Here is a 23,964-nt window from a genome sequence, read left to right as displayed (position 1 = left end):
GGCCTCGATCCGCCAATCCTCGCGCACCAGCAGCCCGCGCCGCCAGCCGTCGGCCAGGTCCGGCGCGAGCCCGGCCAGGGCGGCGCGCTCCAATTCGGTCGGATGCAGCCCCTGGCCGCGCAGGCCGCCGTCGATGCGCGCCAGGAAATCGTCGTCGCCCACCGCCACTGCGCCGGCGCGGTCGACGGTCAGGCCGATCCGCGCCTCCAGCGCCGGCCACAGGTTGCGTGCCGCCATCAGCAGCGCAAAGTGCGGCGCGGCGCTGGCGTCCAGGACGGCTTCGAAGGCGGGCGCCAGCATCCCCGCCGCGACGCCCGAGGCGTTGTCGCCCGGCCCCGCCGGATCGAACACGGTCACCCGCGCGCCGGCGTCGGCCAGGGCCAGGGCGGTGGTCAGGCCCAGCGCGCCGGCCCCGGCCACGGTGATCTTGGGGCCTTTGCTCATGGGCCTAACGAACGGGCTTCGCCTCCAAAATCAAGTCCCGGGCGAGGCGCCGCGCCGATAGCGCCGCAGGCCCAGGTGGAACAGCCCCGCGGCCAAGGCGCCGTAGCCGAGCGCCGAGGCGACGACCACCGCCACGGTTCCCGCCCCCGGCTCGCGCAGCATCTTCACCGGCGCCAGCACCACGAACGCCGCCGGCAGGACCGTATAGGCCGCAGCCTTCACCAGGCCCTGGTGGATCGAGCCCGGATAGCTGGAGAACAGCAGCGTGAAGTCGGTCAGGTCGCGGGCGAAACTGCGCGCGCCGCCCGCCCAGAACGCCAGGCTGGCGAACGAGATCGCCGCGGAGACATAGACCGTGGCCCCCGCGCCGACGGCGAGGACCAGCAGCGGCGCCTGCGCCCAGCGCACCTGCGCGAACAGCACCAGCACCACGACGCCGCAGACCAGGTCGCCCCAGGCCGTGGCGATGCTCTCGCGCGCCAGCAGCCGGGCGATCAGGCCCGCCGGCTGGGTCAGCAGGCCGTCCAGATCGCCGCGTGCGATCGACCCGGCCATGTCGCGATAGCCGCCGGCCAGCGCCCCGGCCAGGCCGACGATGCACATGGTCAGCCCCAGCAACAGCGCGACGTCGGCCATGCCCCAGCCGCCGACGCTGCGGAATCCGGCGAAGAACAGCGCCCACAGGGCCAGGAACACCACGTCGTTGACGATCATGCCGCCGACCTGCAGCGCGAAGTTGGCCTTGTCGGCGAAGGACATCCGCACCGAAGCGGCGGCCTCGGCGGCGTAGAGGCGAAGGAAACGCATCACACCCCTCCCCGCCGCAGCACCTTGGCCAGCCCCGCGCGCCACAGCGCCAGGCAGGCCGCGCTCAGCACGCCGATCCACAGCACCTGCCAGCCCAGCCCGACCAGGAACAGGTCCGGCGTCATCGTCATCGCCGCCGGCCAGTAAAGGTGCGCGGCGAACGGCGAGACCTTGGCCACGCCCTCCATCAGCGGGGGATACAGCGTCACCGGCGCATAGAGCCCGCCCAGCAGGAACATCAGCTTCTGGATCACCAGCTGGAACGGCAGCACCCGCCGCGCCCAGAACGCCATCAGCCCGGCCAGGGCGTAGAGCAGCACCCCGACCACGACGCCCAGCACGCCCAGCACCAGCAGGCGCGGAAACGCCTCAAGCGGCGGCCAAGCCCGCCCCGACGCCGCCAGCAGCGCCAGCGCCGTGATCCCCAGGACCGCCAGCCGCACGATGGCCGCGCCCAGGTTCTGGCTCAGCACCTGGACGAGGTACGACTTGGGCCGCAGCAGGTGGGGCTCCAGCCCGCCCGAGCGGATGTCGTCCTCCAGCCGCAGGTGCGTGGCCGGCAACGACAGCGTCACCCATTCGGTCGCCCCGATGTAGAGCGCCAGCCCGCCGGCCGGCAGCGCATAGGCCAGCGTGCCGGGCAACTGCTCGGCGGCCACCTTGTCCCACAACGCCGACAGCACCAGCAGCAGGATCACAAAGAATACGCAGCGCCCGGCCAGCACCGGCCAGGCCGCCAGGGTCTCGCCGGCTCCGACCCGCAGCGCCGCCCAGGCCGCGCCCGCCCCTCTCCGGGCTTCAACGACCGCCAGAGTAGATGTCATGGATCACCTCCTCCATCGGAGGGTCCTCGATGGTCACGTCCTCGATGCCGCCCTGGGCCAGGGCCGCGGCGATCACCTGTTCGACGCGGGTGACGCGGGTGTCGACCTCCAGCACCGTGCTATGCGCCGCGGCCGACCGTCGGCTGACTCCGGGCAGGTCCAGGCACACCTCCGCGCTCGCCGACTGCAGCGTCACGACCTTGCGGCCCAGGAATCGGCGGCGCAGTTGGTCGGTCGGCTGATCGACGACGATCCGGCCTTCGCCGATCACGATCACCCGCTCGCAGACGAGTTCGATGTCGCGGGTGTCGTGCGAGGTCAGCGCCACGGTCAGTCCATGGTCGCGGGCGTGCTCGCGCACGAAGTCGCGGATCGCCGCCTTGGCGGTCACGTCCAGCCCGATGGTCGGCTCGTCCAGGAACAGCAGCTGCGGCCCATGCAGCAGGCTGGCGGTGATCTCGCAGCGCATCCGCTGGCCCAGCGACATGCGGTTGACCGGCTGGTCCATCAGCTCGGCCAGGGCGAAGCGCTCGGAGAGCTCGCCGAGCCGCCGGCGCGCGACCGCCGCATCCTGGTCATAGATCTTGGTCAGCAGCGCGAAGGAATCCCGCACCGGCAGCTCGCCCCACAGCTGCGAGCGTTGCCCGAACACCACCCCGATCCGATAGGCCAGCGCCTTGCGCTCGCGCCAGGGGACCAGGCCCAGCACCTGCGCCTCCCCCGCCGTCGGCTCCAGGATGCCGGACAGCATCTTCAGGGTCGTGGACTTGCCCGCCCCGTTCGGCCCGATGATCGCCACGCGTTCGCCCGGCGCGATGTCGAACGACACCCCGGCCACGGCCTCGATGGTCACTTGCTGGGACGAAAACGCGCCGGCCGGCCCGCGGCCGCGCTTGGCGTAGCTATAGCGCTTGCAGAGGTTCCGGGCGGTGATGGCGGGCGTGGTCGACATGGGCGGGGCTCGGATGGCGGGTCTGGGGGGCAAGGTCTGGGCATGCGAAATACGTCGGGCGCGGGTAAGCGAGCCCTTGGTAATTCGGCATGTTCGAAGCCTTGCCGGCCATCGCGTTCAAATCCGATCCGCCGCGACACGTTCGCGGAACATGGGTAGGTGTATGGCGACGCGCGCAGCTTTGCAACCGTCAGGCGCAACAGTGCGCAATTGCGCGCCGATCAGCGCGGACGGAACAGCGCCTCCAGGCCCTGGATCACGTCTTCCATCAGCGGCGAATTCCCGCTTTCGTCGGCCTGGGTGAGCGAGGCCGCGCCATGGCCGCAGGCCCAGACCGCCAGGGCGACCTTATGGATCACGGCCGGCTCGACCCCCTGCTGGCTGGGCGCGGCGGCGATCAGCTCGCGCAGCACGGCGAAGGCGCGGTCACGGGCCTCGGCCACGTCGGCCTCTGCCATCAGCGCCGCGTCGAACATCAGCTCGTAGAGCGCCGGCTGGGCCCGGGCGAAATCGAAATAGGCCAGAGCCGTGGTGCGGATCGGCGTCGCCCCGCCCTGGGCCGCGGCCTCCCGCAGGCTGGCCTCCAGTTCGCGGAACCCCATCGCCGCCAACCCGGCCAGCAGCGCGGCCTTCGAGGCGTAGTGGTGGTAGACCGACCCCGCCGCGATCCCCGCGCGCCCGGCTAGCGCCCGCAGGTTCATTTCCGAGCGGCCGCCGCTCTCCAGCAGCGCGCGCGCCTCGTCCAGCAGCAAGGTGCGCAGGTTGCCGACATGGTACGGGCGTCGGCGGGCGCCCTGGTCGGTCCAGGTCATCGCGCGGCCCCGGCAGGGCCGTACTCGATCGAATGCGCGCAGGCGCAGCGTGGCATGGCGTCCTCCCTATAGGCCCGATGTTCTCAAGCCGGTCGCGGCTTGTCGAGGCCGGCGTCCGCCCCAGCGCGTCAACCGTGCCCGCCAAAGTGAGCGTTGATAACCCAGCCGCCCGCCGCTAGCGTCCCGCATACAAGAATTATTCGGGGAGCACGACATGGCCGCGGACGTGAAGGTCGCCATTCTGGGCGCTGGCTTTGCGGGGCTCTGCATGGGCCTGCGGCTCAAGGCGCAGGGCGAATCGTCATTCGTGATCCTCGAAAAGGCCGACCGCGTCGGCGGCACCTGGCGCGAAAACATCTATCCCGGCGCCGGCTGCGACATCCCCAGCCACCTCTACTCCTACTCCTTCGCGCCGAACCCGGACTGGCCCGAAGTCTATTCCGCCCAGCCCGATATTCTCGCCTACATCGAGGGCGTCGTGGACCGGCACGAACTCGCTGGCCACATCCGCCTCGGCGCCGAGGTGGTCGGGGCGGCCTGGGACGAGGCGGCCGGCCTTTGGTCGATCTCCCTCGCCGACGGCTCGCGCCTCACGGCAGAGGCCTTCGTCACCGCCTGGGGCCAGCTCAATCGCCCCAAGCTGCCCGAGATCGAGGGACGTGACAGCTTCGCGGGCCCGGCCTTCCATTCGGCTCGCTGGGACACCGCGGTGGACCTGACCGGCAAGCGGGTGGCGGTGATCGGCAACGGCGCCAGCGCCATCCAGTTCGTCCCGGAGATCGCCAAGGTCACCGGCCGGCTGACCCTCTTCCAGCGCTCGCCGAACTGGATCGTGCCGCGCATGAACCGGCCCTACACCGAGGAGGAGAAGGCCCAGTTCCGCGCCCAGCCGGAGCTGATGGAAAAGGTCCGCAGCGAGATCTTCCACATGGCCGAGGAGCGGCTGATCGCCAAGCGCAACGGGACCGCGCCGGTCGAGGAGGTTCCGATCCCGCTGGCGCACCTGCACGCCCAGGTCGCCGACCCCGAGCTGCGCGCCAAGCTGACCCCGGACTACGAGATCGGCTGCAAGCGGGTGCTGATCTCCAACGACTTCTACCCGGCCCTGACCCGGCCGAACGTCGAGCTGGTCACGGACGCCATCGACCGCCTGAAGCCGCAGGGCGTCGTGGACGCGAGCGGCCGCCTGCACGAGGCCGACGTGGTGATCTACGCCACCGGTTTCGAGACCAAATCCTTCGCCGGCGAAACCGCGATCAGCGGCCAGGGCGGCCTCACCCTCGCCCAGGCGTGGAAGGCCGGGCCGGAGGCCTATCTGGGGATCACCGTCGCCGGTTTCCCCAACCTTTTCATGCTCTACGGGCCGAATACGAACCTCGGCCACAACTCGATCATCTACATGATCGAGGCCCAGGTCGGCTACGTCCTGCAGGCCCTGGCCCAGGCCCGGCCGCTATCGGTCAGCCCTGCGGTCCAGAGCGCCTACAACGACAAGCTCCAGGCCGAGCTCGCTCACACCCCTTGGGCCGGGACCTGCACCAGTTGGTACAAGACCCCGGAGGGCAAGATCCTCAATAACTGGCCGGCCTCCGCCCAGGCCTACGCCGAGGCGGTCGCCCGCTTCGACGCCTCGGCCTACCAGGACGCCCGCGCCGCCGAGCCGGCCGAGTAGGTCAGCCGAACACGAAGTCGGCGGCGCTCAGCGCCGATTTCGCGACCCCGGCCAGGACGATGGTCTGGCCGTCGAGATTGATAATCGTATCGCCGCCATCGGCGACCAGCTTGCTCGACAGCGCCGCGAAATCCGCGGCGTCCGCGCTCGAGATGGCGATGCGATCGCCCTCGGCGCGCGAGAAATCCATCACCACATCGCGGCCGCTCCCGGCCCTGAAGTTGAACAGGTCCGCGCCTGCGCCGCCGAGCAGCACGTCGTCGCCGAGGTCGCCGGACAGGTAGTCGTCGCCGGCCCCGCCGACCACGGTGTCGGCGCCCTGCCCGCCCAGCACCGTGTCGCGGCCCAGGTCCCCGATCACATAATCGCCGCCTGCGCCGCCCTGGACGAAATCGTCGCCCTGGCCGCCGAATACGCTGTCATTGCCCAGGTCGCCGAACAGCTGGTCGGCCCCGGTATTGCCGTGCACGAAGTCATTGTCCTGGCCGCCGCGGACGATGTCGTCGCCGCCGCCGCCGCTCAGGGTGTCGTTGCCGATATTGCCCTGGATCAGGTCGGCCCCGCCGGCGCCCGCAACGCTGTCGGAGCCCGGCCCCGCCGCCACCTGGCCGCCGCCCGGCGGCAGGCTGATCACGTCGTCCTCGCTCACCGGCGGCGGCGGGACATAGCCGACCTGGTAGTTGTTCGAGATCGCGATGCCGCCCCCGACGTTGCCCGCCGAGTCGGTGACACCCGAGGTGTCGAGTACGATCAGGTTGGTCGAGTCGACCACACCGACGCTCGGCGTCAGCGTCGCGGTCCAGGTGACCCCGCCGTCGGCGGTGCTCAGGTTCGACAGTCCCCCGTTGGCGACCGACAGATCCGGGATTGTTAACCCGCTCACCGCCTCTGAGAAGGTGATCGTGACCAGGCTCGTCTGCCCAGCCTGCAACAGCGCGTTGGCCACCGCGATCGTCGCCGTGGGGCGGGCGGTGTCGACCGCGTAGTAGTTGGAGTCGACCGTCCCCAATCCGGCGTTGCCGCTTGCGCCCGCCACCACGCCGGTCCGATCCAGGACGATGAAGTTCACGCTGTCCTCCACGTTGGAGGCCGGCGTCAGCGTCGCGGTCCACGTCACCCCCCCATCGCCGGAGGTCAGGTTCGAAACCGCGCCGTTGTCGACCTGCAGGTCCTCTGTAGTGAAGCCGCTCACGGCTTCCGAGAAGGTGATGGTGACGCTGGTCGTCTCGCCGACCGTCAGCGCCGTGTCCGCGACGACGATGCTCGCTGTGGGCCGCACTGTATCGATCGTGAAGTTGGCCGAATTCGTCGTTCCGATCCCGGCGTTTCCAGCCCAGTCGGTGAGGCCAGAGTTGTTCAGGATGATCAGGTTGCTTGAGTCGCGGAAGCCCACATTTGGCGTGAAGACGCCGATCCAGGTGATGCCGCCGTCGCTGCTGCTCAACACCGAAATCGCCCCGTTCGGGATCGACAGGTCGTCTGCGGTGAAACCCGTCACCGCTTCCGAAAAGGTGATCGTTACCTCTGAGGTCTCGCCTGCCTTCAAGGCCGTATCGGCCATGACGATCGTCGCGGTCGGCCTCGTGGCGTCCACGACGTAGTTCGGAGAATCGGTCGACCCCGCCCCGGCATTGCCGGCCTGGTCAGAAACACCGGTCAGGTTGACGGTGATGACATTGCTCATATCGGTGACGCCGGCCGATGGCGTCAGGGTGGCCGTGTAAACGATACTGTCGCTGGTGCTCAGTCCCGACAGTGCGCCGTTGTCGACAGTTAGCGCACCGAGGCCGAATCCGCTGACGGCTTCGGAGAACGTGAACGACACCCCGCCGGACTGCCCGATCCCCAAGGCCGGATCTGTGAAGGCGATGGCGACGGTCGGCGCGCGGGTGTCGAACGAGACCGGCCCGCTAGAGGCTCCGCCCCCCAGGTTCCCGAAGTTGTCGGTGTAGGAGCCCGACGCCACCGAAACGCTGGCGACGCCGCCGTCCACGCCGGAAGCCGGAGTGAAGGTCGCCGTGTAGACGCCCGCACCCATATTGGTCAGGCCAGAGACGGTTCCCCCGGAAACAACAATGTCGTTGGCCGCAAAGCTGGTCGGCACGGAGGAAAACGTGAAGGTGACCTCGGTATTCTCACCCGCCTTGAGCGTCCCGTTGGCGGCGGTGACCGCCACCGACGGTCCCAAGGTGTTGATCGCGATCGCCGAACTCGAACCGCCCCCGCCGCTGTTTCCGGCGGCGTCGGTGTAGGCGCCTGGCGCCAGCGACACCGAGCCCAGAACGCCGCTCACTCCGGCTTGGGGGGTGAAGTCCGCCGTATAGACCAGGGGATCGGCGGTTCCGACCAGCGAGCCCAGCGTGCCGCCTGTAGCCGACAGGTCGCCGAGGCTGAAGCCTGTCGGAGCCTCGGAAAAGGTCAGGGTGATCGTCGCGCTCTCGCCGGACCGCAGCGTGGCGGTCGATGACGAGATCGACACCGTCGGCGCCAGCGTGTCCACCGGGATCGCCGGGCTCGCGCCCGCCAGGCCCGGATCACCGCTCAGGTTGGTATAGCTTCCCGCAGCGACGAATAGTCCTGCGCCCACGCCGCTCAATCCCGCCCCGGGAGTGAGGTCCCCCGTGTAGACTAGTGGGTCGTCGGTGCTGGTCAGCCCCGACAACGTCCCATTCGTGACGGTCACATCTTCTGCGGTGAACCCGACCGGGGCCTCGGAAAAGCTGAAGGTCGCCTGGGCCACCTCGCCGATCTTCAGCGCGGACTTGTTGAAGGTGATGATGACGCTGGGTGCGGGCATGGTGTCTCAATCAAGCGGAACCGTACTCTCCACGAATGCCCGTATCGCGAACAAAACACCATCTAAAGTCGTGGTAAATGCGTACTTCTAGCCAAAATAGCTAGGCCGCCTCGGCCTCGCCGGCCGCCTCAAGCACCTGCTGCAGGGCTTCGAACAGCCGGCCCACCTCGATCGGCTTGGGGACGAAGCCGTCCATGCCGGCGGCCATGTATTCGGCGACCTGGTGGGCCATAGCGTTGGCGGTCAGGGCGATGATCGGGGTGCGCGCGCGCCCTTCCAGCGCCTCGCGACCGCGGATCAAGGCGCAGGCGTTCGGACCGTCCATGACCGGCATCTGCACGTCCATCAGGATCACGTCCCACTCGCCGCTTTCCCAGGCCCGCACCGCCTCCAAGCCGTTGTCGACGATGCGCGGCTCGACGCCGATCTGGTGCAGCAGGGTCTTCAGGACCAGCTGGTTGACGGTGTTGTCCTCGGCAGCCAGCACCCGCAGCGCCGAACAGGCGCAGGCCTCGGTCTGCTGGGCCTCGACGCTGGGCGGCGTCGGCAGCGCCGCGCTGGCCCCGACCCAGGTCAGCGGCAAGGTCGCCAGGAAGGTCGTCCCGGCCCCGACCTCGCTGGTCGCCTCGATCGCCCCGCCCATCAAGCCGGCCAGCTGGCGGCAGATGGCCAAGCCCAGGCCCGTCCCGCCATAGCGCCGTGTGGTCGAGGCGTCGGCCTGTTCGAACTTCTGGAACAGCGCGGCCAGGCGGTGCGCCGGAATGCCGATTCCGGTGTCCGAGACGCTGAGCCGCAGGCCGGCCGCGTCACGGTCGACGCTGACCCGCACCTCGCCGTGCTCGGTGAACTTCAGGGCGTTGGAGACCAGGTTGTAGAGGATCTGGCGCACGCGGGTGGAATCGCCCCGATAGACCCCCAAGGCCGCCGGCTCGATGCTCAGTGAGAACGACAAGCCCTTCTTGTTGGCGATGGCCGTGAACGCCGCATGCGCTCCGCGCGCCAGGGCTGCGACGTCGAAGTCGGCCTCCTCCAGCTCCAGCTTGCCGGCCTCGATCTTCGACAGGTCGAGTACGTCGTTGAGGATCGCCAGCAGCGTCTCGCCGGACTGGCGGATCACCCCCAGCCGTTCGCGCTGGATGTCCGACAGTCCGTTCTCCGCCGCCATCGCCTGGGCCATGCCGAGCACCCCGTTCAACGGCGTGCGGATCTCGTGGCTCATGGTCGCCAGGAAGGTCGACTTGGCCCGGTTGGCCGCCTCGGCGTCCTCCTTAGCCTGGACCAGGGCCTGCTCGGCCGCCTTGCGTTCGCTGATGTTCTGCAGGGCGCCGATGACCCGCAGCGGCCGGCCGCGCTCGTCGGCGATCAGCCGCGTGGCCCCCATGACCCAGACTTCGCGGTCGTCGCGCCGCACCAGCCGGTATTCAGGCGCATAGGGCTCTCCGGTGCGCAGGTGATCGCGCCAGGCCGCCTCGACTCGCGCCCGGTCGCGCGGATCGATGGTGCTGAAGATGTCGCGGTGCAGCTCCTCGTAGGTCTTGGCCTCGGTGAAGAAGGTGTCCTCGGCCCCGGTCTTGATCAGTTCGCGCCGGACATAGTCCATCTCGAAGACGTGGATGTCGGCGATCTCCATGGCCAGCATCAGCCGCTGCTCGGAACGCTCGGTCGCCTCCAGCGCCACCACCATGTCGGTGATGTCGTAGCTGGCGATGATCAGCCCGCCGACCTCGCCGTCGGCGGCGCGCCAGGGCGCCAGCTCGGTCCGGTACCAGCGGGTCGCGCCGGCCTCGTCGGTCACCTGGACGCGGTCGGCCTTGATGCTCTCGCCGCCCAGCACCCGGTCGTAGGCGTCCTGCCAGCGCCCATACATGTGCGGCGCCAATTCCTGGACCGTGCGGCCGAAGACGATCTCTTCGCCCAACTCCAGCGTGCTGATCCAGCGCGGGCTGGCCCCGATCACCCGCATCTCGCGGTCGGTCAGCACCACCGCGACGGGCATGGCCTCGATGATCGCGATCAGGGTGGACTGCATGGCGTCGCGCTCGCGGCGGCTCTCCTCGCGCGCCCGGCTGGCCTGGGCCCGCGCCCACTCGTCGGCGACGAACGCCGCCAGGTCGCCCAGTCGCCCGGCCAAGGCCGCGTCGAACCGGCGCGGGACGTCGCCGAACACCGCCAGTACGCCGGGGGTCGAACCGTCGGCCAGGCGGATCGGGGCCCCGACATAGGATCTCAGAAAGGGCGGGCCGACCACCGCAGGGCTGTTGGCGAAGCGCGGGTCGTCATGGGCGTCCTCGACCCAAAGCAGCTCGCCGCCGGCCTGCACCAGCTCAGCCGCCCGGTCGCGTTGGCGCACGATCTTGGAGTCGGGGTCGCGGCTACGCCAGACCTCGCCGTCCTTCAGGAAGACGATCTGCGCCTCAAGCGCGGAAAACATGGCTTTGGCGAGCCGCGTGGCGCGGTCGCAGACCGCCTGGGAAATCTCCAGGCCAAACGGACGCGACTCGGCCGTGCCGTCCGCCATGCTGATCCCCCCTTTTCGTATTTGATATCAGCGGGATGAGCGTGAGTGACTAAAGTTAAGGCACAATTGAAGCGGTTGCAGGAGCGCCGACCGCTCAACCGCGCGCGGTCGCCGCCGGCCAGGCCCAGTCGCCGAACTCGCGTGGGTGGATGAATTCGGGGCGGAACCACGGTCGCTCGCGGGCGTCGAAGATCGAGCCGAGCCACTCGGCGACCCGCGCCACCCGCCCGGTCTTGGCGCTCTCGCGGTGATGACAGAGCCAGATGGTCGAACTGGCTAGCGGCGGGATGTCCAACATCACCAGGTCCGGCGCCACCGCCACGATGGCGGTTGGAATGGCCCCGATCCCCGCGCCGCGCTGGATGGCGTGCAGCATCACCGTCGAGGAGTTGACCACCATCGCCGGCTCGGCCAGCTCCATGAACGCCGAGGTTTTCGCACCCCAGCGCCCGCGTTTGCTGACCTGGGCCGAGTGATAGATGAACCGATGGCCGACCGCCGCCTCGATCCGCGTGGGGGCCCCATACGTTTCGAGATACTCGCGCGATGCGAACAGCGCGTAGTGCAGCGTCGCCAGCGGCGAAGCGGTCAATTCCGGGACCCCGCTCGCGTCGATCAGCTGGATCGAGAGGTCCACCTGACTGTCGACCGGGTTCTCCGGATAGAATCCGCAGTCCAGTCCGAGCTTGATGCCGGGGTTCTCGCGGACGAAATCGGCGACCTCCAGGCCGGTCACATAGCCGCCGATCCCCTCCGGCATGGCCACCGTCACCTCGCCGGCGTCGGGGGTCTCGTGATCGAGGCTCAGGCGCTCGATATCCAGCGACGCACGCTGCATGGTCAACGCCCGGTCGTAGACCATCTCGCCGGCCCGGGTCAGTGTAACCCCGCGCAGGCCCCGGTCGAACAGCTTGGCCCCCAGCCGAAGCTCCAGGTCTTCGATACGGCGTGTGACCGTGGGTTGTGTGGTCTTCAGGCGTCGGGCCGCGGCGCCGAAACTACCCGTCTGAGCCGCAGCGACGAAGGTCTTGATGTCGTCCCAATCGGCGTGACCGCCGTCGCTATTGTCCATCCGGCACCCAAAAGGCCGTGGGGCCCCCATACGAACTTCGAGGCTGCACACTCGAACATTGACGCTCTACCAAATCACATCTTCGCACAAGAAGGCGATGTGGTGATGATCATTCGCGATTTCGTCGAACGCTGTCATCGAGGACTAGGCGCGCTGGGCCTGAGTCCGGCCACCCACGACGAGATTGTCGAGGGGCGCGCACTCGCCGCCCGGACGGTCAGCCCGAACATCGCCACGGTCGAGACCCTTGCGCAGCTACAGGATCTCACTCAGGCGTCTTCATTTACCTTCCGTGGCGTCAACGGACAACTGGCCGGAGTCATGGCCATCATCCCGTTGACCGCCGCGGCCCTGCCCGACTTGGCCGCCGGCGTGTTCGACGGCGTCGATCCGCCCCAGGACCAGGCCGCCCGGCCGGGCGAGGCGGTGGTCGCCATCTACGGCTGGGGCATGGCCGGGACCACGCTGCGCGGCCGCGCGACGGTGATGGCCGGCGCGGTGAAGCTGCACCGCGAGCTCTTTCCCACCATCCCGCTCTACGGCCGCGCGGCCACGCCCGGCGGCGAGCGCGCCCTGCTCAAGCGGATCGGCGCGCGGCCGGTCCCCGGTCCCGGCGGCCTCGTCGTCGCTGACGCCTGGGCTCGCGTCAGGAGGGCCGCCTGATGAACGCCAACGTCCGCATGCCGCTGGACGCCCGCGCCGTCAGCGATATCGACGACGCCGAGCTTGAGGTCGTGGTCTGCCGCACCCTGCCCGACATCATGCAGGCCATGGCGGTCCGATCGCTGGTCTATATGGGCGAGCAGGCCTGCCCGTACGACGAGGAGTATGACGGCAACGACTTCGCCGGGACCACGCATCTGGTCCTGCGCCGCAACGGCGAGCCGATCGGAACGCTGCGCGTGCGCTGGTTCGCCGAGTTCGCCAAAGTCGAGCGGGTGGCGGTGCGGCGCGAGTACCGCGGCGGGCGCGCGACCCTGCTGTTGATCCTGGCCGCCAAGCGGCTGGCCGAAAAGAAGAACTACCGGCAGATCCTCGGCTACGGCCAAGTCCGGCTGATCCCGTTCTGGGAACAGTACTTCAACGCCCGCATCCGGCCGGGCCGGGAGGGCTTCGCCTTCTCCGATCACGACTATGTCGAGATGGTGGTGGAAGGCGCGCCGCCGCCCGACGCCCTCACTCTCGAAAGCGATCCCATGGTGCTGCTGCGGCCCGAGGGGGCCTGGGACGAGGCCGGCGTGCTCGACCGCTCCGCCGCCCGCCCGGCCACCAACCTCGGCGCGCACGCCCGATGAACTCACCGCCGCCAGCCGCCCTGGTCTGCCTCGACCTCCAACGCGCCCGGGTGTCCGGGTCGCCGGCCGCCGCTGCGCAGGTCACCGGGACCTGCCGCCGGGTGCTGGAACTGGCCCGCGCCCGCGCCTGGCCGGTGCTGCACGTCCATCGGCGCGAAGCGACCGCCGAAGGCGCCCGCCCGATCGTCGGGCTGGAGCCGTTGCCGACCGAGCCGATCTACCTGCGCCGAGGCCCGTCGGCGTTCTCGCACCCGGCCTTCGCGCGCCACGCCCAGGGCCTCGGGGGGCCGCTGGCGTTGATTGGCTTCTCGATGACCGACGCCGTGCTCGCCACCGCCTTCGCCGCCGCCGACCTGCAATTGCCGGTCGAGGTGCTCAGCGACGCTGTCGCGACCGGCGAGCGCGATGATCCAGACCTGCGCCGCGCCCTCAGCGCGCCGCTGACTTCGCTTTTCCCCCTTTGTCGGCTCATCCGGTCCGACGACCTGTTGCAAGAGGAGGCTGCGGCGTTCGTCGCGGCCAATGCGCCATGAGCGAGATCAAGATCACCGCGAGCGATGGTGGCGCCGGCAACTGCCTGGCCGCCCTCGACGGCGACGCCCGGATGGATCCGGACGCCCGCCAACTGCTGCAGATGGCGGCCCTGCTCGGCCCCCGCGACCGCGTCGCTCTCAGCCAGATCATCCGGCGCGCCGGCGAGATCTGCGATCAGCAGGGCGAGGACGTCGCCCTGGCCGTCCTCGACCAGATCGAGGCCATCCTGCAGGGTCGCAAGGCCGACGCCTGACGCTCGCAAAGCGCGTTGACCACACCGAGACTCGCGCCATAAGCGAAGATTAACTTTCTGTTGCAGCGCAGCGCGCGTTTCACGATATAGGTGTAGCGGCGTACAATACGCCTATGGCAGATAGTCAACTTGCGCTTGGTAAGTGATTAGGGACGTTTTTCAGTGAACGAGAACTCCGAGGATCAAGGACCGGACCCGATCGACGTTGCGGTGGGGCACCGCATTCGTGTGCGACGCAAGTGGCTCGGCATTTCCCAATCGACCCTGGCCGACCACCTGGGGGTGAGCTTCCAGCAGGTTCAGAAGTACGAGCGCGGCGCCAATCGCGTCTCGGCCTCGATGCTCGTGCGCATCGCCCAGAAGCTTGACACCACCGTCGGCGAACTGGTCGGCGAAACCCCGACCCCGATGAGCGACGAAAGCCTGTTCGAAAAGCTCGCCGTGCCTGGAGCCGTACAGTTGCTCGAGGCCTTCGCCAGCGTCCAGCAGCCGTCGATGCGGACGGCGATCCTGAACCTGACCCGCTCGCTGATCGAAGAGTCGGAAGAACAGGGCAGCGTCCGCCGCGCCCGCTAGTCGGCGACGGGCCTCGCCGCAAACGCGAGGTGATGCAGCACCACCCCGGCGGTCACCGCCACGTTCAGCGAGTCGAAGCCGTCCGCCATCGGGATGCGGACGGTTTTCGCGCGTTCCAGCAACGCCTTCGACAACCCAGGTCCCTCGGCGCCCAGCACCACGGCCGTGCGCGGCGCGCGCGCCGTCTGCGCCAGGCTCGTCTCGCCGGCCGGGCTTAAGGCCAGCGGCTGAAAGCCCCGCGCTTCCAGCACCGCCAGCAGGTCTTCGCCCTCCCCCAGCCGCGCGAACGGCTTGAGCAGCGCGGCCCCGACCGAGACCCGGATGGCCTTGCGGTACAGCGGATCGCAGCAGGTCGGATCGAGGATCACAGCATCGGCCCCGAACGCTGCGGCGTTCCGGAACAGCCCGCCCATGTTGTCGTGGTTGGCGATGCCGCTCAGCACCAGCACCAGCGCCTCGTCCGGCAACCCGGCCAGCAGCTCGTCGGCGCTCGGCTCGGCCGCGCGGCGGCCCAACGCCAGAATCCCGCGGTGGATCGGGAAACCGACCACCGCGTCCATCACGGCCTGGCCGGCGGTGTAGACCGGCACGTCATTCGGCAACATGTCGATCACGTCAGCCAGCGCCGCCGCGCGCTTCTGCGCCAGCAGCAGCGATTGCGGCCGGACCAGCGGCGAGCCGGCCAGAACCCTCACCACCACCTCGCCCTCGGCCACGAACAGGCCCTGGCGGCCGACAAGGTCCCGCTCGCGCACGTCGCGATAGGCGCCGATACGCGGGTCGGCAGGATCCTCGATGTGGATGACTTCGGCTACCAGATCTTCACCCGCTGCTCCGGCGCCAGGTACAGTCCCTGTCCGGGCTTGACGTCGAAGGCGGAATACCACGGATCGAGATTGCGCACCGCCAGGGCCCGGTATTCGCCCGGCGAGTGCACGCCCGACAGCACATTGCGGCGGAGCGAGGCCTCACGGAACTTGCTGCGATAGTTCTGCGCCCAGCCGAAATAGAACCGCTGGTCGGCAGTAAAGCCGTCGATCACCGGCGCCGGCTGGCCTTTCAGCGACAGGTGATAGGCGTCGTAGGCGGCGGCCAGGCCCGCCAGGTCGGCGATGTTCTCGCCCAGCACCTGGTCGCCGTTGAGGTGCAGACCGGGCAGCGGCTCATAGGCGCTGTACTGCGCCGCCAGCGCCTGGCCGCGCGCCTTGAACTGCGCCATGTCGGCCGGCGTCCACCAGTTCTTCAAGTCGCCCTTCACGTCGAACAGCGCGCCGGTGTCGTCGAAGCCGTGGACGATCTCGTGGCCGATCACCCCGCCGATCGCGCCGTAGTTCACCGCCGCGTCGGCGTTCGGATCGAAGAAGGTCGGCTCCAGGATCGCCGCCGGGAACACGATCATGTTCTGCATGGGCAGGTTCAGGGCGTTGACCGTCTGCGGCGTCATCCACCACTCGTCGTGGTCGACCGGTCCCTTCAGCTTGGCCACGTTGCGGCGATACTCGAACAGCTCGGCGCGCGCCCAGTTGCCGTACGCGTCGCCGCGCACGACCTGCAGCCCCGAATAGTCGCGCCACTTGTCGGGATAGCCGACGCCGACGCGGAACACGGCCAGCTTCTCCTTGGCCTTGGCCTTGGTCTCGGCGCTCATCCAGTCCAGCCGGGTGATCCGCGCGTCGAAGGCGGCCAGGATGTTCTTCACCATCTCCTGCATCTGCGCCTTGGCCTGCGGGCCGAAGTGGCGCTCGACATAGATTTGGCCCACAGCCTCGCCCAGCGCCGCGTTGGTGTTGTCCACCCCGCGCTTCCAGCGCTCGCGCTGCTCGGGCGCGCCGCCCAGGGCCGCGCCGTTGAAGGCGAAATGCTCGTCGGCGAACGCCTTGGAGAGATAGGGCGCGCCGCGCTCGATGGCGTGGAACGTCAGATAGTCCTTCCAGGTCTCGATCGGCTGGCCGCCGACCAGCTTGGCGATGCCGGCGATGGCGCTGGGCTGCCAGGCGCCGAAGGTCGGCTGCTCGCTCATTCCCGCGCCCTGCAGCCACGCGGCCCAGTCGATGCCCGGCGCCTTGGCCTGCAGGTCGGCGCGGGTCCAGACGTTGTTGGCCTTAGCCACGTCGCCGGTCTCATCGACGCTCCAGTGCGTCTTGGCGATGGCGGTCTCCAGCGCCAGGATCCTGGCCGCCCGCGCCTCGCCGTCCGGATAGCCGGCCAGGGCGAACATCGCGGCGATGTGGGCCTTGTACTTGGCGCGCAGGTCCTGGAACCGCGCGCTGTCGTCCAGATAGTAGGCGCGGTCCGGCATCCCCAGCCCGCCCTGCATGATGTAGGGCCGGTACTTGGACGTGTCGTTCATGTCCTCGGCGACCCACAGGCCGAACAGCCGGTCGGTCGCATAGTCGGTCATGTTCAGGGCGTCGACATCGGCCCGCAGCGTCGCGCCCAACTCGCGCGACAGGTCGGCCCGGGTCTTGATCGCCGCGATCGCGGCCAGCTCGGGCTTCAGCGGCGCCGCGCCCGCCGCCTCGATCGCCGCCTCGTCCATGAAGCTGGCGTAGAAGTCGCCGATCTTGCGGGCGTTGGAGCCGTCCGCCGCCTGCGCCTTGGCCGCGTCCTCAAGGATCGCGCGGGTCCGTTCGGTGGCTAGGTCGCGCAGGATGGCGAAGGTGTTGTAGCTGCCGCTGTCGGCCGGGATCTCCGTGGTCTTCATCCAGCCGCCGTTGGCGTAGGCGTAGAAGTCGTCGCCGGGGGCGACGGCCGTGTCCATTCCGGCCGTGTCGAATCCGAACGCGCCATACTTCGGCTTGGCCTTGGCCGCCTCGGCGACCGGCGGCGGCGCAGCCTCGGGCGCCGGCGCCGTCGTCGCGCAGGCGGCCAGCACCAGCGGCGCGCAGGCGCCCAGCAGCAGAGTTTTCCAGGTGTTCATCGCGCGCTCCCATACCCGACGCCGTCACCGCCGCCGTCAGCCTGTGGAGCCTCTAATACACCGGCGGCGGGCGGAGGTAGCGACCGGCGCATTAAACTTACGTCATCTGTAACGCTTGTTACGCCGCCCGCGCGCGCCGCACCCCGCTCAGGATCGCCTGCGCCGCGCCCGCCGCCTGGCTGCGGATGTCCGGCGCCGAGGTGATCTCCCAGAACGCCCCGCGGGTCAGCGGCCCGACTGCGTAGAGGCCCGGCTCGGCGCGGCCGCTCGCCCCCATCAGGCGCGATCCGGCGTCGACCTCGGCCCCGAGCCGGCAGGGATCGGGCCGTATCAAGCCGCGGGCCAGCAGCGCCTTCAGCAGCGGCTCACCGGCCTTCTCCAGGTCGCCCAGCAGGCCCGCGCAGTTCACCACCGCCGACACGCCCAGCCGCCGCGGCGTGCGCCCTCCGCGCGGCCGCCAGGCCACCTCGACGGTGTCGCGGACGAGCGTCATCGAGGTCACCTCCCCGGCCCGCACCACCAGTTCGCGTCCGCGCATCAACAGCCCGATCCGCCGCGCGACGCTGGGCGCCAGGCGGTGACGGTGTACGTCCCACCAGGGGCGGAGGTGGCGCAGGAAGGCTCGTCGCTCGGCCTGGCTCCAGCCCAGCCAGATCGACTGTACGTGCGGGCGCAGGGAATCGATCGCCTCGCGCCAGCGCCCGTCGCCGGACGCCTCGCGGATCGCCGCCAGCAGTTCGCGGGGCGATCCGGTCGGTGCGACCTCGGCGGCCGCCTCGCCCGTCGGGGCGTGCTGGCGTGGGGTCAGCCCCCGGCGCGAGATCGCCCAGAACCGCCGCCCCGGCCGCCACAGGCTGACCGCCGCATCGATCATGGTCAGTCCGGAGCCGAGCAGCAGGACATCTTCCCAGTCGGGCTCCAGCCTGGCCTTAGGATCCCAGGGATCGCCGATGTAGCGTGCAGAGGCCAGCAGCGCCGGGGCCGCCGCAGCCGGGGCCGCAGGCCGCAGCACCCCCAGGGCCAGCACCACCGCCGAGGCCTCGATCTCGCGCCCCAGGGCCAACCGGACCCGCCAGCCCTCGCCCGCCCGCTGCACATCGACCGCCTCGTCCTGCTCCAGCAGCAGCCGGCCCGGCGTGGTTGTCTCCAGCGCCTGGCGCAGCAGGTCCTGCAGATAGTCGCCATAGACCCCGCGGGTCACGAACCCGCCGTGCGAACTCCAGCCTTCGTGTCCGGCCAGCCAGCGCGTGAAGTGCTCCGGATCGTCCGGATAGGCGCTCATGTTCGCCACCCGCACGTTCAGCAGGTGGTCGGGGTTGCCGGTGGAATAGGCCGTGCCGCGCCCGAAGGCCCTGGCGCGCTCGACCAGGCGCACCGTCGGCCCCTCCGGATCGGCCGCCAGATGCAGGGCCGTGAGCAACCCCGAGAACCCTGCCCCGATCACCGCAACTGTGGGCCGCTGGCTCATTGATCGGACCTCCAAAACGCTTCGCTCGACTTAATTCCTATCATTTTTATGGATTTTAAAACGACAGAAAAACTTCATTCGAACGCAGATCGGATGGGACGGCCGTTGAAACTCGCGCTAAAACTTGACGCCTGCGTCATCTTTGGCTTGAGACCTCGGACGCATCGGACTTGGTGGAGGAACTGATGAGCGACGGCAATATCGACCTGAGCAATGACGCCCGCGCGCTGGCCTATTCGACCCCGCTCGACCAGATCAATCCGGCTCAGCCGGCGCTCTTCCAGTCGAACGAGATGTGGTGGAACTTCGAGCGCCTGCGCAAGGAAGACCCGGTCCACTATACGGCCGACAGCGAGTACGGCCCGTACTGGTCGATCACCAAGTACAACGACATCATGGCGGTCGACACGAACCATCAGGTGTTCTCGTCAGAGCCGGGCATCACCATCGCCGAACAGACCGGCGACGAAGGTCCGCTGCCGATGTTCATCGCCATGGACCCGCCCAAGCATGACATTCAGCGCAAGACCGTCAGCCCGGCCGTGGCGCCGGCGAATCTCGCGGTCCTCGGTCCGCTGATCCGCGAGCGCGCGGCCAAGATCCTCGACGACCTGCCGATCGGCGAGGAATTCGACTGGGTCGACAAGGTCTCGATGGAACTGACGGCCATGACCCTGGCCACCCTGTTCGGGATCGACCAGGCCGACCGTCGCAAGCTGACCTACTGGTCCGACGTGGTCACCGCTGTCCCGGGCCACGGCCTGATCGACACCCTCGAGCAGAAGATGCAGATCTTCCTCGAGTACCATGGCTACTTCACCGAACGCTGGAACGAGCGGGTCAATTCCGAGCCCACCGGCGACCTGATCTCCATGCTCGCCCACGGCGCCGACACCCGGAACATGTCGCCCCGCGAGTATTTCGGGAACGTGGTGCTGCTGACCGTCGGCGGCAACGACACCACCCGCAACACCATCTCCGGCTCGGTCCTGGCGCTGAACCAGAACCCCGACCAGTATAAGAAGCTGCGCGAGAACCCCGACCTGATCCCGTCGATGGTTTCCGAGACCATTCGCTGGCAGACGCCGCTGGCGCATATGCGTCGCCGCGCCACCCAGGACATCGAGTTCGGCGGCAAGCAGATCCGCGAAGGCGACAAGGTCGTCATGTGGTACGTCTCGGGCAACCGCGACGAGGAAGTCATCGAGCGCCCGAACGACTACATCATCGACCGCGCCCGCCCGCGGAACCACATGTCGTTCGGCTTCGGCATCCACCGCTGCGTCGGCAATCGTCTGGCCGAACTGCAACTGCAGATCATCTGGGAAGAGATCATGAAGCGCTTCCCGGAGATCCACCTCGTTGAGGAGCCCAAGCGCATCTACTCGACCTTCGTGAAGGGCTACGAGTCGATGAAGGTGATCATTCCGAAGCGCGCCTGACCGCTTTCGTCGCTGATCGATTGGAGAGCCTAGGCCCCGCGCCTAGGCTCTCTTCGTATGAGAACCCTGCCTTTCGACCCCACCGACATCGGCGCCGTCGTGGACGCCATGTACGCCATGATTTCCGGCCCCCAAGGGCCCCGCGACTGGGCGCTGCAGGCCGAGATCTTCCATCCCGACGCCCGCCAGATGCGCACCTGGGTCGGCGAGGACCGTCGCCCGAACATCAAGATCATGGACCCGGCCGCCTACCAGGCCGACGTCGAGCCTTTCTTCGCGGCCCACGACTTCTACGAGGTCGAGATCGCCCGCCGCATCGACGTGTTCGGCAACATGGCCCAGGTCTGGAGCGCCTACGAGGCCCGCACCGCGCCCGGCGAGGCCCCGCCCGAGCGGCGCGGCGTCAACTCCATCCAGCTATACTGCGAGGCCGACGGCCGCTGGCGCATCGTCTCGATGATCTGGGACAATGAACGCCCTGGACTTGCCCTACCGTCATTCGAGTAGACACTCGCCTCCAGACAGGGAGGCGGCCATGTCCGAGCCGTTCGACATCGAAGCCCACATCCGGCGCCTGACCGGCGATGGCTACACCGTGATCGAGGACTTCGCCGACGCGGCCGCGCTGGCCGCCGCCCGCGCGACGCTGGCCCCGCACCTCGGCTCTCACCACGGCCGCAACGCCTTCGAGGGCTTTTCCACCGAGCGCGTCTACACCCTGGTCGCGCGCGGCAAGGTGTTCGAGGACCTGACCGCCGAACCGCGCCTCCTGGCCCTGCTCGACCGCTTCCTTCAGCCCGGCTACCTGCTGACCGCCAGCCAGGCGATCTGCATCTATCCCGGCGAAGCGGCCCAGGCCGTCCACTTCGACGACGGCTTCTATCGCCAGCCGCGGCCGCGCCCGGCCATCAGCCTGTCGCTGATCGGCGCCATCGACGCCTTCACCGCGACCAACGGCGCCACCGACATCATTCCCGGCAGCCACCGCTGGAGCGACGCCGACATCGCCGCCCTCTCGCCGGAGAAGGCCCAGTCCATGCTGACGCCAGTTGTGATGCCGGCCGGCGGCGCCATCGTCTTCCAGGGGACGCTCCTGCACCGCGGCGGCGCCAACCGTTCGGACGCCCCGCGCCTGGCCTTCACCAACCAATACTGCGAGCCCTGGGGCCGCACGCAGGAGAACTTCTATCTCGGCGTCCCGCGCGAGCGCGTCCAGGCCATGTCGCCGCGGCTGCAAGACCTGCTCGGCTACAACATCTGGCCGCCGTTCATGGGCCAGGTCACGGGCTCGCACCCGCTCAAGAGCCTCGAACCCGACTGGGTCGCGCCGGTCGAACGCTCGTCTGCCGCTCATCCCGGCGAAAGCCGGGACCCAAGCTGAAGCCCCAGGCCTTCGCCGGAGGGCGGGCGGCGCTGGGGCTACCCCAAATTCCGCCGATAGAGCGCGTTCAGCCGCTCCCAGTGCCGCTCGGCCCCCTGCTTCTGGTAGAGCGCCCGCTGCGGGAAGGTGAAGCCGTGCTCAGCGCCGGGATAGATCTCCACCTCGGCCCGCGCCCCGTCGGCCGCCAGCGCGGCGGCCAGCGTCTCCACCGTCTCCAGCGGCGCCCACCGGTCGGTCTCGGCGCAGGCGAAGTAGAGCTCGGCCGAACTCTTGCGCGCGGCCAGGTGCGGACTGTCGCTCTGCTCGGTGACCAGATAGGTGCCGTGGATCGAGGCGGCGGCCTTCACCTGCGGCAGGCGCACCGCCGCATTGATCGCGAACTGCCCGCTCATGCAGTAGCCGACCGTGCCGACCCGGCTGGCGTCCGCCGCCTCCCGCCCCGCAGCGTAGGCGGCCAGCGCCGCAACGTCGTCCATCACCATCGGGATGGTGAGCCCGTTCATCAGCTCCATCATCCGCGCCCGCAACGCATCGTCCATGGCGCCGCCCGCCGGAACCAGCTCCAGCACCCCGGCCCGATAGTAGAGGTTCGGCAGCATCACGTAGTAGCCGGCGCTGGCCAGTCGCCGCGCCATGTCGCGCAGCTCCTCTCGGATGCCCGGCGCGTCCATCAGGAACAGGATCAGCGGGTGCGGCCCGTCGCGCTCGGGATGCACGATGAAGGTCGTGCTGGTCCCGTCCGCGAGCGGGATCTCGAAGGTCTGCTCGATCAATTCGCGCCCTCCCTCGGCATCAGCACGCAGGCCCGCGCCAGCGACACCCGCGTCAGCTCGCGCCGGCGCAGGAACACCGCCATCGCGTCCGTGGTCGGATCGCGCGACGTCTGCCATTCGCCAAGGTCCCGATAGCGGGTCATCAGCAGCAGCCGGCGCGCCCCGGCCTCGCGGTCGGACTCGTCCTCCTCGGCCAGGAACAGGCCGAAGATCTTGGTCTCGAACCGCGCCTCGAAGTCGGGCCAGGCCTCGCCCGACAGCCGCACGAACTCGTCGACCGCCCCGCCGTCGATCGTGAACCAGTTGTGGACATAGATCCCGCCCGGCTGGGGCGGCGCCTCGTCGAGCGGCCGCAGGGTCGGGGTCAGCCGCACCCGATCGCTGGCCGTCACGCCCGGCGTGAACGACACCCGCGCCCCGGCCGCGGCCAGCACCAGCGCCTGGTCCGAGGCGAACCCCAGCAGCGGCGCAAACACCGCCTGCACGCCGGCCGAACCGTAGAGGTGGTCGGCCAGCACCTTCTGCGCCGTGCGCTCGCGCCCCAGCGTCAGCTGAAAGTAATCGTATTCCAATGGCTTGGCCCTAATAGTTGACGCGCGTCGAGATCGCTCCGTCGACCAGCATGTTGATCCCGGTCGTGAACGCCGAGCGCGGGCTGGCCAGGAACACGGTCGCCGCCGCCACCTCTTCCGGCGTCGCCATCCGGCCGGTCGGGTTGCGCTTGATCATCTGGTCGAAGAAGCCCGGCATCCCGGCCTTGACGTTGCCCCAGACGCCGCCCTCGAAGAACACGGTGCCGGGCGAGACCACGTTGGCGCGGATGTGCTTGGCCGCGTTCTCGCGCGCCAGGCCCTTGGCGTAATGGATCAGCGCCGCCTTCATCGCCCCGTAGGACGAGGCGTTCGAGGCCTCCGCCGCCGACACCGACGAGGTGATCAGGAACGCCGCATCGCCATGCGTCTCGCCGGCCTTCTCCAGGAACGGCTTGGCCGCCTCGAAGGTGCGCACCGCGCCCAGGATGTCGATCTCGAACATCGCGCGCCATTCGTCCTCGCCCGCGCCCTGCACCAGGGCGCTGGCGTTGGAGACCATGACGTCAATGCCGCCCAGCGTCTCGCCGGCCTGCGCGACGAAGGCGCGGATCGCCGGCCCGTCGGCGATGTCGACCGCCTGGCCCCAGGCGTTGACGCCCTTGGCCTGCAGCGCCTTGACCGCACCTGCCACCTGCTCGGGGTTCCGCGCGCAGATCGCCACGTCCGCGCCCTCGTCGGCCAGCAGGTCGGCGATCGCCCGCCCAATGCCGCGCGACCCGCCGGTGACGACCGCCTTCTTGCCCTTCAGTCCCAGATCCATGTCCCGCTCCCTTGTTCGTTGGACGCTGTTCTAACCCGAAGCTGCGACGCTTGCGCAGACTTGACAGACGG

Annotated in this window: 23 protein-coding genes; 9 read left to right on the top strand and 14 right to left on the bottom strand. The window is 69.2% G+C overall.

All coding sequences use genetic code 11. The features are described from left to right. The 5 genes from OUA97_RS18515 to OUA97_RS18495 all read right to left on the bottom strand — a co-directional run. Positions 1-444, bottom strand: a 444-nt coding sequence (locus OUA97_RS18515) for an NAD(P)/FAD-dependent oxidoreductase (protein WP_267233514.1), incomplete at its 3' end; no start/stop codon positions are given. A gap of 30 nt (positions 445-474) precedes the next feature. Beyond that, positions 475-1,251, bottom strand: coding sequence for an ABC-2 family transporter protein (locus OUA97_RS18510; RefSeq protein ID WP_267233513.1), 777 nt, complete (start codon positions 1,249-1,251; stop codon positions 475-477). Further along, a complete protein-coding gene (locus OUA97_RS18505; RefSeq protein ID WP_267233512.1) occupies positions 1,251-2,075 on the bottom strand; it encodes an ABC-2 family transporter protein in 825 nt (274 codons plus the stop codon). Before OUA97_RS18505 ends, OUA97_RS18510 begins: the two co-directional genes overlap by 1 nt. Further along, entirely contained in the window at positions 2,050-3,027 is a 978-nt protein-coding gene (locus OUA97_RS18500) for an ABC transporter ATP-binding protein (protein ID WP_267233511.1), read from the bottom strand. The genes OUA97_RS18505 and OUA97_RS18500 overlap by 26 nt, the downstream gene beginning before the upstream one ends. Positions 3,028-3,248: 221 nt before the next feature. Continuing rightward, positions 3,249-3,839, bottom strand: a complete 591-nt coding sequence (locus OUA97_RS18495; protein WP_267233510.1) for a TetR/AcrR family transcriptional regulator — start codon at positions 3,837-3,839, stop codon at positions 3,249-3,251. 214 nt (positions 3,840-4,053) lie between these two features. Between OUA97_RS18495 and OUA97_RS18490 the strand changes: the two genes are divergently transcribed. After that, complete coding sequence (locus OUA97_RS18490; RefSeq protein ID WP_267233509.1) at positions 4,054-5,511, top strand: flavin-containing monooxygenase; 1,458 nt, start codon at positions 4,054-4,056, stop codon at positions 5,509-5,511. 1 nt (position 5,512) lies between these two features. Here the strand turns inward: OUA97_RS18490 and OUA97_RS18485 are convergent, their stop codons facing one another. The 3 genes from OUA97_RS18485 to OUA97_RS18475 form a co-directional block, all read right to left on the bottom strand. Further along, positions 5,513-8,308, bottom strand: coding sequence for an Ig-like domain-containing protein (locus OUA97_RS18485; RefSeq protein WP_267233508.1), 2,796 nt, complete (start codon positions 8,306-8,308; stop codon positions 5,513-5,515). Between the two features lie 100 nt (positions 8,309-8,408). Then, positions 8,409-10,826, bottom strand: coding sequence for an ATP-binding protein (locus tag OUA97_RS18480; protein ID WP_267233507.1), 2,418 nt, complete (start codon positions 10,824-10,826; stop codon positions 8,409-8,411). Between the two features lie 94 nt (positions 10,827-10,920). Next, complete coding sequence (locus OUA97_RS18475) at positions 10,921-11,898, bottom strand: LysR family transcriptional regulator (protein WP_267233506.1); 978 nt, start codon at positions 11,896-11,898, stop codon at positions 10,921-10,923. A 105-nt stretch (positions 11,899-12,003) separates the two neighbouring features. Here OUA97_RS18475 and OUA97_RS18470 point away from each other — a divergent pair, with 105 nt between their 5' ends. From OUA97_RS18470 to OUA97_RS18450, 5 genes are all read left to right on the top strand, one after another. Next, positions 12,004-12,561 carry a hypothetical protein gene (locus OUA97_RS18470; RefSeq protein ID WP_267233505.1) on the top strand — a complete coding sequence of 186 codons (558 nt, stop codon included), beginning with the start codon at positions 12,004-12,006 and terminating at the stop codon, positions 12,559-12,561. Next, positions 12,561-13,193, top strand: coding sequence for a GNAT family N-acetyltransferase (locus OUA97_RS18465; protein WP_267233504.1), 633 nt, complete (start codon positions 12,561-12,563; stop codon positions 13,191-13,193). Before OUA97_RS18470 ends, OUA97_RS18465 begins: the two co-directional genes overlap by 1 nt. Next, the gene (locus OUA97_RS18460) at positions 13,190-13,726 is read left to right on the top strand and encodes an isochorismatase family protein (protein WP_267233503.1); all 537 of its coding nucleotides are present in this window, start codon (positions 13,190-13,192) and stop codon (positions 13,724-13,726) included. Before OUA97_RS18465 ends, OUA97_RS18460 begins: the two co-directional genes overlap by 4 nt. After that, the gene (locus tag OUA97_RS18455; protein WP_267233502.1) at positions 13,723-13,980 is read left to right on the top strand and encodes a hypothetical protein; all 258 of its coding nucleotides are present in this window, start codon (positions 13,723-13,725) and stop codon (positions 13,978-13,980) included. Before OUA97_RS18460 ends, OUA97_RS18455 begins: the two co-directional genes overlap by 4 nt. A gap of 162 nt (positions 13,981-14,142) precedes the next feature. After that, positions 14,143-14,556 (top strand): helix-turn-helix domain-containing protein, encoded by a 414-nt coding sequence (locus OUA97_RS18450; protein WP_267233501.1) that lies wholly within the window; start codon positions 14,143-14,145, stop codon positions 14,554-14,556. Here the strand turns inward: OUA97_RS18450 and OUA97_RS18445 are convergent. From OUA97_RS18445 to OUA97_RS18435, 3 genes are all read right to left on the bottom strand, one after another. Next, the gene (locus tag OUA97_RS18445; RefSeq protein ID WP_267233500.1) at positions 14,553-15,311 is read right to left on the bottom strand and encodes a TrmH family RNA methyltransferase; all 759 of its coding nucleotides are present in this window, start codon (positions 15,309-15,311) and stop codon (positions 14,553-14,555) included. The two genes, OUA97_RS18450 and OUA97_RS18445, sit on opposite strands and share 4 nt — an antisense overlap. Before the next feature lie 56 nt (positions 15,312-15,367). Beyond that, complete coding sequence (locus tag OUA97_RS18440; protein ID WP_267233499.1) at positions 15,368-17,476, bottom strand: M13 family metallopeptidase; 2,109 nt, start codon at positions 17,474-17,476, stop codon at positions 15,368-15,370. A 118-nt stretch (positions 17,477-17,594) separates the two neighbouring features. After that, positions 17,595-18,944 carry an FAD/NAD(P)-binding protein gene (locus OUA97_RS18435; protein WP_267233497.1) on the bottom strand — a complete coding sequence of 450 codons (1,350 nt, stop codon included), beginning with the start codon at positions 18,942-18,944 and terminating at the stop codon, positions 17,595-17,597. 185 nt (positions 18,945-19,129) lie between these two features. Between OUA97_RS18435 and OUA97_RS18430 the strand changes: the two genes are divergently transcribed. Genes OUA97_RS18430 through OUA97_RS18420 form a run of 3 tightly spaced genes read left to right on the top strand, consistent with a single transcriptional unit; the run spans position 19,130 to position 21,767 of the window. Beyond that, positions 19,130-20,386, top strand: a complete 1,257-nt coding sequence (locus OUA97_RS18430) for a cytochrome P450 (RefSeq protein WP_267233496.1) — start codon at positions 19,130-19,132, stop codon at positions 20,384-20,386. A 57-nt stretch (positions 20,387-20,443) separates the two neighbouring features. Next, positions 20,444-20,893 carry a nuclear transport factor 2 family protein gene (locus OUA97_RS18425; protein ID WP_267233495.1) on the top strand — a complete coding sequence of 150 codons (450 nt, stop codon included), beginning with the start codon at positions 20,444-20,446 and terminating at the stop codon, positions 20,891-20,893. Positions 20,894-20,921: 28 nt separating this feature from the next. Beyond that, the gene (locus tag OUA97_RS18420) at positions 20,922-21,767 is read left to right on the top strand and encodes a phytanoyl-CoA dioxygenase family protein (protein WP_267233494.1); all 846 of its coding nucleotides are present in this window, start codon (positions 20,922-20,924) and stop codon (positions 21,765-21,767) included. 38 nt (positions 21,768-21,805) lie between these two features. On the opposite strand, the gene OUA97_RS18415 is transcribed toward OUA97_RS18420, so the two are convergent. The 3 genes from OUA97_RS18415 to OUA97_RS18405 are packed head-to-tail and all read right to left on the bottom strand — an operon-like array spanning position 21,806 to position 23,893. Further along, positions 21,806-22,540, bottom strand: a complete 735-nt coding sequence (locus tag OUA97_RS18415) for a dienelactone hydrolase family protein (protein ID WP_267233493.1) — start codon at positions 22,538-22,540, stop codon at positions 21,806-21,808. After that, a complete protein-coding gene (locus OUA97_RS18410) occupies positions 22,537-23,112 on the bottom strand; it encodes a hypothetical protein (RefSeq protein ID WP_267233492.1) in 576 nt (191 codons plus the stop codon). The genes OUA97_RS18415 and OUA97_RS18410 overlap by 4 nt, the downstream gene beginning before the upstream one ends. Positions 23,113-23,122: 10 nt before the next feature. Beyond that, entirely contained in the window at positions 23,123-23,893 is a 771-nt protein-coding gene (locus tag OUA97_RS18405; RefSeq protein ID WP_267233491.1) for an SDR family NAD(P)-dependent oxidoreductase, read from the bottom strand. Positions 23,894-23,964 lie beyond the last annotated feature (71 nt).

This window comes from Phenylobacterium sp. 58.2.17, from assembly GCF_026411515.1.
In the GTDB taxonomy this organism is placed as follows: domain Bacteria; phylum Pseudomonadota; class Alphaproteobacteria; order Caulobacterales; family Caulobacteraceae; genus Phenylobacterium.
The sequence above is the reverse complement of the archived record's forward strand: the minus strand, read 5'-3'. Positions and strand labels throughout refer to the sequence as shown.